Source organism: Leifsonia araucanica, from assembly GCF_051161895.1.
Taxonomy (GTDB): Bacteria; Actinomycetota; Actinomycetes; order Actinomycetales; family Microbacteriaceae; genus Leifsonia.
This window is the reverse complement of record NZ_JBMBTW010000002.1, coordinates 1,595,459-1,607,786: the sequence shown is the minus strand read 5'-3', so window position 1 is coordinate 1,607,786 and position 12,328 is coordinate 1,595,459. Positions and strand designations below refer to the sequence as shown.

Sequence of the window (12,328 nt, the reverse complement as noted above, 5' to 3'; positions counted from 1 at the left end):
CGCATCCAGGACCGATGAAGGGCCAGCCATGAACATCACACTGCTCGTTCGGTTCGTCGCCGTGGCCGAGGAGCTGCATTTTCCGCGCGCGGCACGGAAGCTCGACATTCCACTCCCGTCGCTCTACTCGTCGATCGCGAAGCTGGAGGACGAGGTCGGGTCGCCGCTGTTCGTCCGCGGGGCGACGCCGACGAAGCTGACCGGCGCTGGCGTCCTGTTTCTTGCCACCGCTCGGGAGGAGATCGCAGCGGCCCCTCCAGTGGCGGGCAAGCCCGTGGCACCGGCAGGCGGGAAAGCGAAAGCCTCGAAGGGCAAGGGACGCGCACCCGCGGTCAAGGGGCAGCCGAAGCCGTTCAAGAAGCGCCAGGGGCGTTAGGGCCGGGACGGCGCCAGGGGAGTGGCATCCGCGCTGCTCGCCACGCCACGCGCATCCGGAGCCGTCGGGGAATGGAGGCCACGCCTCACTCGTGCTCCGGCAGCAGCGGGGTCGACCATCCGGGATCGCGGCCGAGCTGTGCTGCGCGGGCGACGGATGCTGCACCGAAGCGGTCGCGGACCGCGTCGAGGACGGTGTCGAGGCGGGCGCCGTCGTCCCAGTCGATCGGGAGTTCGGGCTGGAAGGTGTCCGACCGTCCCAGCTGGGACAGCGAGAGGCCGATGAGGGTGATGCCGCGCTGCGTGATCTCGGGCCGAGCCGCCGTCAGGAGGGTGCGCGCGATCCCGAGCAGGACGGAGGTCCGGTCGGTGGGGAAGCCGAGCGTGCGGGAGCGGGTGGCTTTGGCGAAGTCGCCGAAGCGGAGGCGGAGGACGACCGTGCGGCAGGTGCGGTCGCCGTCGCGCAGGCGCCGGGCGAGGCGGTCGACTATCTGGGTCAGGATGGTGTCCAGCTCCTCGGGCGAGCGCGGGCGGCTGCCGAGGGCACGCTGGGAGCCGATGGATCCGCGGCGCCGGGTGGCGTCGACGGGGCGCGGATCGCGGAGGCGGGCGAGCGCGTGCAGGTGGGCGCCCGCGGCGCGGCCGAGGAGACGCTCGGCTGTCGCCTCCTCGAGTTCGGCGAGCTGGCCGACGGTCCGGATGCCAAGGCGATGCAGCTTCTCGGCGGTGACGGCGCCGACGCCCCAGAGACGTTCGACGGGGAGGGGGAGGAGGAAGGCCTGCTCGCGGTCGGGCTCGACGAGGAGGAGTCCGTCGGGTTTGCTGACGGCACTGGCGACCTTGGCGAGGAACTTGGTGCGGGCGATGCCGACCGAGATGGCGAGGCCGGCCTCCGAGCGGACCCGCTCCCGCAGGCGCGTCGCGATCTGCTCCGGCGTCCCCGCGATGCGCCGCAGGCCGCCGACCTCCAGGAACGCCTCGTCGATGGACAGTCCCTCGACGAGCGGGGTCGTGTCGCGGAAGATGGCGAAGACGTCGCGGCTGGCGGCGGAGTATGCATCCATCCTGGGCGGGACGACCACCGCATCCGGGCACAGCTCGCGCGCCTGCCTGCCGCCCATCGCGGTGCGCACGCCGCGCGCCTTCGCCTCGTAGCTGGCGGCGAGCACCACCCCTCCGCCGACGATCACCGGGCGGCCGCGCAGCTCGGGCGCATCCCGTTGCTCGACGGAGGCGTAGAAGGCGTCGAGGTCGGCGTGCAGCACGGTCGCCTCGCCCCGCATCCCGGTCCTCCGCTCGCTCGTGCGTCGAGAGCATGGTCGCACGGACCGCGGACACCGGAGGTGGGATGCGGCGGCGGCGGTGCGGTCCGTCAGGGCAGCCGGCGACGACTAGGGGTTCGCCGCCAGCTGGTTCGTGAACGCCGAATCCTTGCCGAGCGCGAAGTCGATGAGTTTGCGGAACCGGTCCGGTTCGATCCCGGCGCTCATCGCCTGCTCGACGGTGTCCGCCGTCTGGTAGTACAGCTGGTTCCAGTTGCGCGCCTGGGCGACGCCGCCGTCCGCATCCGCGTTGGCGTACAGGATGTTGTTGGTGGTGCGGTCCCAGAAGATCACGACGAAATGCGGGAGGCCCGGCGGCGGGTTCGGGCAGTAGTACAGCCGCCCGCGGCCCTCCCTCCGGACCGCAGTCTTCTCGTTCTGCCTGGACTGGCCGATCGCGCCGATGGCGTTGCTGACCGCAGCATCCACGATCTGCCGGAGGTCGTCGAGGGAAGCCATGTCGAACTCGTCTCCTTGCCCCGGCGAGCCCGTGTACGGCGGCCGGATGTAGCTCAGGATGTACCGCGCCGAGCGGGTGCGGTCGCGCAGGTCGTCGCCGGGGTTCGAGTTCGTGCCGCGGGACGTGACGACGGAGCCGCCGGGAGACACGTCGACCACGATCTCGGTGTGGTCGTAGTCGCCGTCCCCGTTCCAGTCGAAGCCGATCACGTCGCCGCGCTGCACCCCGGAGGAACCGTCGTGGTAGACGCCGGCCTGGCGCCCCCAGTTCTGGATCTGCGACACGTAGGTGAAGTACGGCCCACCGGATGCGGTCAGCCCGAACAGGTAGAAGCTGACGCACGCGGCGCAGTCGTCGTACGCGCTGTTCCCGCTCGGCCACCACGGGTTCGGCCAGGTGACTCCCCAGACGCTGGGCGCGCCCATCGCGGCGAGCATGTCCTCGACGGTGCGGGGGAGCAGATCAGGCATCCTCGGGCACCTCCTCGCCGAAGCTGGAGCTGATCGCGGGAGGCGCAGGCGTGCGGTCGGCGTCGAGGGGAGGGAGGAGATAGCCGGAGTCGTCGACGCGGCGATGCGCGTCGGACGGGACGGGCGGCAGGGGGTCGGCGGAGGTGCCAAGCGCGGGGTCGTCCGGGGTGTCGGCGGACGTGTCGCCGGAGCTGTCGCCGGAGCTGTCGCCGGAGCTGTCGTGCGGGGTGGGAGCGGCGTCGGTCATCGCATCCCCTTGTCTGGTGGTGTCGGGGTTACGAGAGCGATGGTAGCGCTGCGCGGGGGCGGGCGGAAGGGAGTGGAGCATCCGGTCTGAGAGTTCTCACACCTACCCGCCGCCGAAACCCGTGCGCCCATATGCTGTGCCCTGGCGGCAGGAGACGCGTGCACGGGGTGCGCGAGGGGGTGCCCGGGTCCTCGTCGCGGAGAGCCTGAGCATGACCATTCGCACGCGCATCGCGTCCGTCGCATCCATCGTCGCCGTCGCCGTCGCGGTCGGTGGGCTGGGGGCGGCGGCTCCCGCGTCGGCCTTCGACCTGTCTCCGCTGAACGCCATCGGGTCCATCGACTCCATCGCGCTCACCTACGACTACTCGTCGCCCAAGCCCATCCTCCACATCGTCGGATGGGCGGGGGACCTCAACCTGAGCGGCTCCAACGGCGACAGCGCGGAGCCCGTCGGCGTCGAGCTGTACGAGGCTGGCCCCGGCGGGGCGCACACGACGATCGGGTGGGGAGAGCGCCATCGGTTCGACTACCCCCGACCGGATGTGCAGCTTGCGTATCCGTCGATCGGTCCGAACCAGGGTTTCGATGTGTACGCGGACAGCCTGACCGCCGGCTCCCACAACATCTGCCTGCGCCTCTACAGCTTCTATACCTACCCGGAGAGCGCCAGTCCGCTCGCCTGCCAGACGGTGAACATCCCGAAACAGAATCCGACGGTGGCGACCATGACCGGTTCGGGCGACGTCGGCTCACCGCTGACCATGAGCCTGCCGCCGGGCACCGCCGGCGTGCCGAGCTACTCCTGGGCCGCCGCCGCTCCTGTCGGGTGGATCCCCGGCGATGCCCACGACGGCCCGACGACGATCCCCGGACAGCGGACGGCCACGTTCACGCCGGGGCCGGCGCTGATCGGCCGCACGATCTGGGGCACGATCACCCTTCGCCTGCCGGGCGTCATCCTCGAGGAGAGGCCGAACCCGAAGGCGGTTCTCACCCCGTACCGCCAGACGCCGGAACGGATCGCCTCCGACGACAGATACTCGACCTCGGTCGCCGCGTCGCAGAAGGCGTTCCCGGATGCGGTGGCAGGGGCGCCCGTCGCGTACATCGCGTCCGGCGCGGCCTTCCCGGATGCGCTGTCGGCCGGCGCCGCGGCAGCCAAGGTGCATGGCACGCTCCTGCTGACCCCTCCCACCGTGCTGGACACGCGCGTCGCCGCAGAGCTCGTGCGTCTGCATCCCGCCCGGATCGTGGTGGTCGGTGGACCGGCGGCCCTCTCCGAGAACGTGGTGGCGGGCCTCCGGGCGTTGCCGATCAGCGCCACGGTGACACGGATATCCGGCCAGGACCGCTTCGCTGTGTCGCGGGCCGTGGTGGCCGACGCGTTCGGAGCTTCGGCGCCCGACGTCTATCTCGTGACAGGCAACGCGTTCCCGGATGCGCTCGCCGCCGCAGCTGCCGGAGCGTCGGCCGGACGCCCCGTGCTGCTCACGAACGGCTGGCTCGGCTCACCGGATCAGGAGACGGCCGCCGCCCTGCGGAGCTGGAAGACGACGCACGTCACGATCGTCGGCGGCACCGCCGGAGTCTCAACGGGGATCGAGAGCGGCCTCGCCAGAGTCGGCATCTCCGTGAGCAGGGTGGCGGGTGCCGACCGCTTCGCGACGGCCGCGGCGCTCGCCCGCACACTGCCGTCCACGCAGCTGGCCTACCTCGCCAACGGGCTCCGGTTCCCGGATGCGTTGACGGCAGCCGTGCTCGAGAGCTCCCGCCCTGCGCCCCTGCTGCTGACGACGGGCCAGTGCGCGCCGGTCGAGACGGAGAGTGCGATGGTCGACACCGGTGTCACGCGGCTGGTGCTGGTCGGCGGGCCGGCGGCGGAGCAGGAGAACGTGGCCGACTTCGCCTGCTGACCCTGCTGACCCTGCTGGCCCTGCTGGCCCTGCTGCGGGAGCCAGCGCCCTCAGTTCCACGCGTCGATCTTCTGATCGCGCGGCGCCGGCGCCCCCTTCCCGGTCTCGAGCAGTGACTTCAGGCTCAGCATGAACACGCCCCACTTCGTGGAACAGTGGTGCATGAACGGCACCGGCTCTGCCCAGCCCTCGTGGATGAAGCGGACGAGCGTGTATTCGCCGTCGCGTTCGAGGGAGAAGTCGACGTGGGTGCCGATCCATTCGGCCGGGCCGTCGACGACCTCCCAGCGCACGCGCGAGGCGGGGGAGAGCTCGACCACCTTCATGTCGATGTCGCCGGGCTCGAAGCGGAAGTGGATGACGCCGTCGACGGACGGGTCGCCCGAGGTGTTCTCGGTCCACCATCCGGAGAGTCCGTCGATGGTGGTGAGGGCGCGGTACGCGTCGTCGGGGGTGGCGTTCTCGACGCCGACCTGGTGCAGGATGTCGACCATGTCAGTTTCCTTTCGGTGAGTGGTGCGTCGGTGATTGGTGTGTTGCGTATGCGTCGAGGCCGGTGAGGCAGTCGGTCCAGCCGTCGGTGTGCGCATCCACTGCCGCCTGGTGGGGGAGGCGTTCGTGGGTGACAATGACCTCCGTTCCGGATGCGCGGGGCTCGAACTCGACGGTGACCAGCGTCTCCTCGTCCTCCGTGACCGGCGAACGCCAGGTGAAGGCGAGGCGGCGGGGGCGGTCGATGGTCCGGTACGTTCCGCGGTGGACGATGGGCGCATCCAGATTGTGCATGACGATGCGGAACTCGCCGCCGACGCGGGGGTCTGCGGTGACGTCGGTGTGGGTGGCGGTGCCCGGGCGCATCCAGACGGCCAGGGCCTCGGGGTCGAGCCAGGCGTCGAAGAGCGGTTCCGCGGCTGCGGCGATCAGGCGGGAGACGACGAGCTGGTCGGTCATGAGTGCTCCTCGGGGGTCGGGGCGGGAGTGGCATCGGCGGGGGCGGCGCCGGTGGCCCCACCTGCCCCGGTCACGAAGCGGTCGAGCGCGGCCAGGCGGTCTGTCCAGAACGCGCGGTAGTGGTCGATCCACTCGGCCGCTTCGGCCATCGGGTCCGCGTTGAGGGAGAGGACGTGGTTGCGGCCCTGGATGGTGCGGGTCACGAGTCCGGCCTGTTCGAGCACGCGGACGTGCTTGGAGACCGAGTTGAGGGAGATCGGGAAGTTGCTCGCGACCTCCGTGACGCGTTCGTCTCCGGAGGCGAGCCTGTTCAGGATCTCGCGGCGGGTGGGGTCGGAGATCGCCCCGAACACCCGGTCGAGCGTTGCTGCTTGATATTCACCCATGTGGGTGAATATAGCACCGACGATGGATGCGCGCCACCGCATCCTGGTCCCGCTGGACCCAGGATGACGGGGATACTGCCTCAGCCTGCGCAGGAGGAGCATCGTAGGACTGTCGCCCGGCAGCGCGCCCCGCGGCAGAAAGGAACCATGTCCTCTTCGACCCTCCCCGGCGGCCTCTACACCGTCGGCGACCTCGAATTCACCCGCGTCGGCTACGGCGCGATGCAGCTCGCAGGACCCGGCGTCTTCGGCCCGCCCGCCGACCGTGCAGAGGCGATCGCGGTGCTCCGTGAGGCGGTCGAGCTCGGCATCCGGCACATCGACACCTCCGAGTACTACGGACCGCACGTCACCAACGAGATCATCAGGGAGGCGCTCGCGCCGTACCGCGACGACCTGCACATCGTCACGAAGGTCGGCGCCCGGCGCGACGCCCAAGGCGGCTGGCCGCCCGCCCGCACCCCCGACGAGCTGCGCACGCAGGTGCACGACAACCTCCGCACCCTCGGGCTGGATGCGCTGGATGTGGTCAACCTGCGGATGGGCGGCCTCGAATCCCCGGAGCCCGGCAGCATCGCGCCCCAGGTCGAAGCGCTGGCGGACCTGCAGCAGCAGGGACTCATCCGGCACATCGGACTCAGCACGGTCAGCTCCGAGCAGCTCGCGGAAGCGCAGACGATGGTGCAGGTGGTGGAGGTGCAGAACTTCTACAACATCGCCCGCCGCGACGACGACGCTCTCATCGAGGAGACGGCCAGGCAGGGCATCGCATACGTGCCGTTCTTCCCGCTCGGCGGCTTTTCGCCGCTGCAGTCCGACGCGCTCGCCGACGTCGCAGCACGGCTCGACGCGACGCCGATGTCCGTGGCGCTGGCGTGGCTGCTGCAGCGCTCGCCGAACATCCTGCTGATCCCCGGCACCTCGTCGGTGGCGCACCTGCGGGAGAACGTCGCGGGCGCTGGACTGGAGCTGCCGGTGGATGCGCTGGAGCAGCTGGACGCGATCGGCGCCGGGGTCTGACGCTGGCGCGGTGAGCGGGGCGCGCGTTTGCGTCCGGTGGTCCCGGTTTCGCCGGCGTGCGACGCGTCGCGCTTGTGCGCCGGATCTCCTGAGCGCGACGCGCCGCCCTCGCACCCCGCGGCGTCAGCGAAGCGCGCGCACCAGGTGGTCACCGAGCCGCCTGCTCGCCGCCGCGGCGGCGTCCGCGTCGCCCCGGCAGATCGCATCCACGATGGCCGCGTGCTCGTCGAGGTCGGCGCCGATCGGGCTGTCGTCGCCCGTCTCGAAGGTCGCGAGTTCGCGGGCGGCCCGGTCGAGCGCCGGCGCGAACTGTTCGAACAGCGCCACGATGACCGGGTTGCCCGAGGCGTCCACAATCGCCCGGTGCAGCTCGACGTCGGCCGCGGCGAACGCTTCAGGGCCGGCGGAGTGGGCTGCCGTTCGACGCCGTTCGGCGGTGCGCAGCGCGTCCACGGCGGCCGGCGCGATGCGGAGGGCGGCCAGGCGCGCGGCCTCCGCCTCGAGCGCGACCCTGGCCTCGAAGACGTCGGCCAGCTCGGCGCGGCTGAGGAGGCGCTGCACCTCGGATTCGGCGACGAGCGCGAGGACGTAGACGCCGTCACCCTGCCGCGACGCCACGAGGCCGCGCGCCGCGAGCGTGCGGATCGCCTCGCGGACCGTCGAGCGGCCGACGCCGTACGACTCGGCCAGCGATTTCTCCGACGGCATGCGCTCATCCACCGCCCACTCGCCGTCCGCGAGTCGTGCTGTCAGATCGTCCGCGACCCGGAGGGGAAGGGATGCGCGGTCGAGCGTTCGATCAGCCATGACTGCCTCCACTTGTCTGATGACCTGATTAATTCTATGCTGGCCAGATCATGTTCCGTCTCACGCTGCTCCTCCTCCTTCGTCGCCACGACGCGCGTTAGCCGAGACCGAGCGCCGTCGTGGGGGTATCGCGACGGTCGCAGGACACTTCTCGAAGGACAGCAGAACATGAACACCAGAACCACCAGCACAACCAACCCGACCTGGAACCCGCAGACACCGAGCGGGATGCCGTACCGCAAGTACCGCGCGCCGCACGACCGCGTGACGTTGCCGGAACTCGCCGACCGCCGCTGGCCGGACGCGCGGCTCACCGAGGCGCCGCTCTGGGTTCCGGTCGACCTGCGCGACGGCAACCAAGCGCTCGCCGACCCGATGGATGCGGCCAGGAAGCGCCGCATGTTCGACCTGTACGTGCGCATGGGCTACAAGGAGATCGAGGTCGGCTATCCGTCGGCGAGCGCCACCGACTACGGTTTCGTGCGCGAACTCGCCACCGGTGACGCCGTGCCGGACGACGTCACCGTGGTGGTCTTCACCGCGGCACGGAGCGACCTCATCCGGCGCACCATCGAGTCGGTGCGCGGACTGCGGAAGGTCGTCGTGCACGTGTACATCGCGACGGCGCCGCTCTGGCGGGAGGTCGTGATCGGCCGCGGGAGACAGGAGCTCACCCGGACCGTGCTGGCCGCGGCGGAGGAGATGCAGCGCGGTGCAGACACCCTGCGCGGAACGTCCACCCGGTTCCAGTTCTCGCCGGAGGTCTTCAATCTCACCGAGTCGGACTTCGTCCTCGACCTGTGCAACAGTCTCACCGCGTTCTGGGACGCATCGCCGGAACGTCCCGTCACGCTCAACCTGCCGGTCACGATGGAGATCGGGACGCCCAACCTCTACGCCGACCAGATCGAGTACGCCGACCGCAACCTGGAGCGGCGCTCGGGCGTCATCCTGTCCATTCACCCGCACAACGACAGGGGAACGGGCGTGGCGGCCGCCGAACTGGCCATGCTCGCCGGGGCGCAACGCGTCGAAGGGTGCGTGTTCGGCAACGGCGAGCGAACCGGCAACGTGGACATCGCGACGCTGGCGCTCAACCTGTACTCGCAGGGGGTCGACCCGGGCATCGACTTCTCGGACATCGACGCGGTGAAGGCCGTGGTCGAGGAGTGCACGCGCATCCCGGTGCATCCCCGGCATCCGTACGTCGGCGAGTACGCGTACACGGCGTTCTCCGGCACCCACCAGGATGCGATCAAGAAGGGCTTCGCGGCCCGCGCGGCGGAGCTGGAGACGGTGCAGGATGCGTCCGAGCACCCGTGGAACGTGCCGTACCTGCACATCGACCCGGTGGATGTCGGCCGCGACTACGAAGCGGTGGTGCGGGTGAACTCGCAGTCGGGCAAGGGCGGGATCGCGTATGTGCTGAGCGCCGACTACGGGATCGAGCTGCCGCGTGCTGTGCAGGTGGAGTTCGCGGGCGTGGTGCAGCGGCGGGTGGACGCCACCGGGGTGGAGATCACGAGCGCGGAGATCGTGCGGTTGTTCGAGGAGATGTATGTGGGGGTGGTCGCGGAGCCTGGCGGGGCGGTGGCTGAGCGGGTCGATGGTGGGCGCTACACGTTCCTTCGAGTGGTGACAGGGGAGGCGGAGCGCTGGGTGGCGGTGCCGCGCGCGGAGTGATGGGTCGCCCCCAGCATCCATCGCCCGCGTGCGCGCGCCGTCGTACGCTGGAAGCATGGCGAAAGGTCAGGAGCACGGGGACTCCCGGGTCGAGGCCGCACGCTACCTGGTCGACCGTCTGGTCGACGAGGAGCGGCGGCAGGCGGGGGAGGAGCCGCGGGAGGAGAAGGAGCCGAGCAACACCGGGGCGCCGACGATGGATCAGCGTGCGCACGTCGTGGAGAACGCCATCCAGCAAGCCATCCGGCGCGGCGAGTTCGACAACCTCCCCGGCGCGGGCAAGCCGCTCGAGAACCTCACCGGCACGCACGATCCCGACTGGTGGATCCGGCGCAAGATCGAACGCGAACGCCTCACCGGCCTCGGCCCGCCAGCGCTCACCCTGCGCACCGAGAACGAGCAGCTGGACGCGAAACTGGATGCGACGGGGTCGGAGGCACGCGTGCGCGAGATCCTCGGCGACTTCAACAAACGCGTCGTCGAGGCGCGGCGGCAACTGCAGGGCGGCCCACCGGTCGTCACGCCGACCAGGGACGTGGATGCGGAGGTCGCGCGCTGGCGGGACCGACGCGCCGCGCGCCTCCGGGCCGCGCAGCAGGAGCGGGAGCGGCAGGAGGCGGAGACCGAGGCGCTGACCTGGCGCGAGCGCCGGGCGCGGCGGCTCGCGGAGCGGCGGCGGGCGGGGCGCGACGGCGAGTAGGGCGTCTGGGACACCATGCGTCTGGGACACCATGCGTCTCGGGCACCACGCGTCTCGGTTACCACGCGTCTCGGACACTTCGCGTCTCGAAAACCGGCGCCTTGCGCCGGGCGCCTGCAACCGCGCGCCCGCCCTACTCGGTCAGGTGCTGGTGCGGGTTGGTGAACGTGATCTGGTCGGCGGTGACGCCGACGAGTCCGAGGGTCACCTTCAGGAGTTGCGGGGGGAGGCCGTCGGCCGGGGGAGGCGTGCTGGCGCCGAGGGTGAGCGACTTTCCGTCTTTCCCGGTCGCGGTGACGGAGTCGAGGTAGACCTGCACATTGCCGCGGAGGCGCATCCGGTCGGCGGTGGTCGCCAGGATCGGTCCGGTCGCCTTGCGGACAGTGAGGCTGAAGCCGTCGATGGTGATCTCGTCGGCGGCGAGCTTCAGCACCGGGATGCGCGTGCCGTCGGCGAGGGGGACGGTCACGACGCTGAGCGAGCGCAGACCGGAGAACGAGAGGGAGGAGCTGCCGAGCTGCGCGGGCGGCTGGGTGAAGACCGGGGCGGCGGTGTCCGGGCCGGCGGGCGGCGCTGGGGTCGCGGGGGCCGCTGGGGCGCCCGGGGTCGGGGTGGGCGTGGTGCCGGGGATGGCCGGGGCTCCGGGGATTCCTGGCACGCCTGGCACGCCGGAGCCGCCCGTCGGCGTCGGCGTGGGGGTCGGGGTGGGCGTGGGTGAGCTGCAGTCCATCAGCAACGGGATGCACCACGAGCCCTCCGGCACGATCATCGGCGTGCGGGCGAACCCGAACCCGACGAGCGCGACGGCGAGGAACACGGCGAGCGTTCCCCGCATCCCGCGGCGGCTGGGGTGATAGCGGCGGCTCAGGATGCCGCCCCTTCGTCGGCCCCTTCGTCGGCGCGGTGGACGGCGGGGTCGCCCGCGGGGACGCCACCTGCCTCGTCGTTCGTGCGCGGCATCCACGCGACCGCGAGCACACCACCGACGGTGCTCAGCAGCATCCCGATGAAGAAGCCGCCGAGGTTCACCCCGACCAGCGAATACACCGCGACCACCAGTGCGATCACGCCGTAGAAGATGCGGTGGGCTGGCATCGTGACGATCAGCACGCCGAGGAGCACCAGCACGATCGGGATGATCGTCGCCTGCAGCCCCTCGATGCCCAGCTGCACGTGGATCTTGCCGATGTCCAGCTGGCCGGAGAAGAACAGCTCGACGCCGCCGAGGGCGATCAGGAGGCCGCCGAGGAACGGACGCTGCCTGCGCCAGTGGGAGAAGCGGGACCAAGCGGTGGGGGTGGTGGAGTCGCGGTCGGCGGTGGAGGCGTGTCCGGCGCGGCCAGCGCGCGCCCGGCGCCCACCGCCCGCACCCGCATCCCCGGTCGCGTTCAGAAGCATCCCTTGGATCCGTCCGTCAGCTGCACGTGCATCCCGGTCAGCGTGAACACCGACGCCTGTGTGCTCCACGCGGTCTGCTGCAGGTTGGCGATCTTCACTGTGTCCGCATCCTGGGCGAAGTCGCCCACCCCGCCTTTCGCGGCCGTGTTGACCGTGGAGGCGTCGACGCCGATCCGGATGTTGCCGAAGGTCGAGTCGCCTTTGAGGTCGGTCATCCCGATCTGCAGGTCGGAGGCGCTCGCCGGGGATCCGCCGCCGCCTGCCGTGATGAGGAGGCCGACCTTGCCCATCGGCGTGTCCGTGACGACCGACTGGCAGAGGTCGGAGAGTGTCGCCGATTTGATGTTGGCGATGGCGACCTGGTGGTCTTTGCCCGCCGTGTCGGGGGCGACGCCCGCGTACTGGCTGAAACCGGTCCCGTCGAGCTGCGATGCGCTGATCTGGAACTGGCTGCCGGACACCTCGAACGACACGGGGACGGCGCCGTTGGCGACACCCGCCATCAGCAGCGACGACACCACGGCCACGGGGACGGCAGCGAGCACGACGCGTCCGGTGTGGGAGCGGGTGAGTGAGCGGAACTTCATCGATCCT

General features: G+C 70.8%; 15 protein-coding genes. 5 read left to right on the top strand and 10 right to left on the bottom strand.

What is annotated here, in order from left to right:
• The first annotated feature begins 28 nt into the window (after positions 1-28).
• Complete coding sequence (locus ACN6M5_RS07685) at positions 29-376, top strand: LysR family transcriptional regulator (RefSeq protein WP_434949151.1); 348 nt, start codon at positions 29-31, stop codon at positions 374-376.
• An 85-nt stretch (positions 377-461) separates the two neighbouring features.
• On the opposite strand, the gene dinB is transcribed toward ACN6M5_RS07685, so the two are convergent.
• From dinB to ACN6M5_RS07670, 3 genes are all read right to left on the bottom strand, one after another.
• Complete coding sequence (gene dinB, locus ACN6M5_RS07680; RefSeq protein ID WP_434949150.1) at positions 462-1,658, bottom strand: DNA polymerase IV; 1,197 nt, start codon at positions 1,656-1,658, stop codon at positions 462-464.
• A gap of 108 nt (positions 1,659-1,766) precedes the next feature.
• Positions 1,767-2,627 (bottom strand): CHAP domain-containing protein, encoded by an 861-nt coding sequence (locus ACN6M5_RS07675; protein WP_434949149.1) that lies wholly within the window; start codon positions 2,625-2,627, stop codon positions 1,767-1,769.
• Positions 2,620-2,874 carry a hypothetical protein gene (locus ACN6M5_RS07670; protein WP_434949148.1) on the bottom strand — a complete coding sequence of 85 codons (255 nt, stop codon included), beginning with the start codon at positions 2,872-2,874 and terminating at the stop codon, positions 2,620-2,622. The genes ACN6M5_RS07675 and ACN6M5_RS07670 overlap by 8 nt, the downstream gene beginning before the upstream one ends.
• A 211-nt stretch (positions 2,875-3,085) precedes the next feature.
• On the opposite strand from ACN6M5_RS07670, the gene ACN6M5_RS07665 reads away from it, so the two are divergent.
• A complete protein-coding gene (locus ACN6M5_RS07665; protein WP_434949147.1) occupies positions 3,086-4,789 on the top strand; it encodes a cell wall-binding repeat-containing protein in 1,704 nt (567 codons plus the stop codon).
• 50 nt (positions 4,790-4,839) lie between these two features.
• On the opposite strand, the gene ACN6M5_RS07660 is transcribed toward ACN6M5_RS07665, so the two are convergent.
• From ACN6M5_RS07660 to ACN6M5_RS07650, 3 genes are read right to left on the bottom strand one after another with little or no spacing between them, the layout of a single operon-like run.
• Entirely contained in the window at positions 4,840-5,283 is a 444-nt protein-coding gene (locus tag ACN6M5_RS07660) for an SRPBCC family protein (RefSeq protein WP_085370708.1), read from the bottom strand.
• A gap of 1 nt (position 5,284) precedes the next feature.
• Positions 5,285-5,740, bottom strand: a complete 456-nt coding sequence (locus ACN6M5_RS07655; RefSeq protein ID WP_434949146.1) for an SRPBCC family protein — start codon at positions 5,738-5,740, stop codon at positions 5,285-5,287.
• Positions 5,737-6,126 (bottom strand): ArsR/SmtB family transcription factor, encoded by a 390-nt coding sequence (locus ACN6M5_RS07650; RefSeq protein WP_434949145.1) that lies wholly within the window; start codon positions 6,124-6,126, stop codon positions 5,737-5,739. Before ACN6M5_RS07650 ends, ACN6M5_RS07655 begins: the two co-directional genes overlap by 4 nt.
• Before the next feature lie 147 nt (positions 6,127-6,273).
• On the opposite strand from ACN6M5_RS07650, the gene ACN6M5_RS07645 reads away from it, so the two are divergent.
• Positions 6,274-7,146, top strand: a complete 873-nt coding sequence (locus ACN6M5_RS07645; RefSeq protein WP_434949144.1) for an aldo/keto reductase family oxidoreductase — start codon at positions 6,274-6,276, stop codon at positions 7,144-7,146.
• A 123-nt stretch (positions 7,147-7,269) separates the two neighbouring features.
• On the opposite strand, the gene ACN6M5_RS07640 is transcribed toward ACN6M5_RS07645, so the two are convergent.
• Complete coding sequence (locus tag ACN6M5_RS07640) at positions 7,270-7,953, bottom strand: FadR/GntR family transcriptional regulator (protein ID WP_434949143.1); 684 nt, start codon at positions 7,951-7,953, stop codon at positions 7,270-7,272.
• 168 nt (positions 7,954-8,121) lie between these two features.
• On the opposite strand from ACN6M5_RS07640, the gene ACN6M5_RS07635 reads away from it, so the two are divergent.
• Both ACN6M5_RS07635 and ACN6M5_RS07630 read left to right on the top strand, forming a co-directional pair.
• Complete coding sequence (locus ACN6M5_RS07635; RefSeq protein ID WP_434949142.1) at positions 8,122-9,636, top strand: 2-isopropylmalate synthase; 1,515 nt, start codon at positions 8,122-8,124, stop codon at positions 9,634-9,636.
• 55 nt (positions 9,637-9,691) lie between these two features.
• Positions 9,692-10,336 (top strand): DnaJ family domain-containing protein, encoded by a 645-nt coding sequence (locus ACN6M5_RS07630; protein WP_434949140.1) that lies wholly within the window; start codon positions 9,692-9,694, stop codon positions 10,334-10,336.
• A 133-nt stretch (positions 10,337-10,469) separates the two neighbouring features.
• On the opposite strand, the gene ACN6M5_RS07625 is transcribed toward ACN6M5_RS07630, so the two are convergent.
• The 3 genes from ACN6M5_RS07625 to ACN6M5_RS07615 are packed head-to-tail and all read right to left on the bottom strand — an operon-like array spanning position 10,470 to position 12,321.
• Positions 10,470-11,171 (bottom strand): hypothetical protein, encoded by a 702-nt coding sequence (locus ACN6M5_RS07625; protein ID WP_434949138.1) that lies wholly within the window; start codon positions 11,169-11,171, stop codon positions 10,470-10,472.
• A gap of 29 nt (positions 11,172-11,200) precedes the next feature.
• Positions 11,201-11,734, bottom strand: a complete 534-nt coding sequence (locus ACN6M5_RS07620; RefSeq protein WP_434949137.1) for a DUF6114 domain-containing protein — start codon at positions 11,732-11,734, stop codon at positions 11,201-11,203.
• Positions 11,725-12,321, bottom strand: a complete 597-nt coding sequence (locus ACN6M5_RS07615; RefSeq protein WP_434949136.1) for a DUF6230 family protein — start codon at positions 12,319-12,321, stop codon at positions 11,725-11,727. The genes ACN6M5_RS07620 and ACN6M5_RS07615 overlap by 10 nt, the downstream gene beginning before the upstream one ends.
• Between the last annotated feature and the right edge of the window lie 7 nt (positions 12,322-12,328).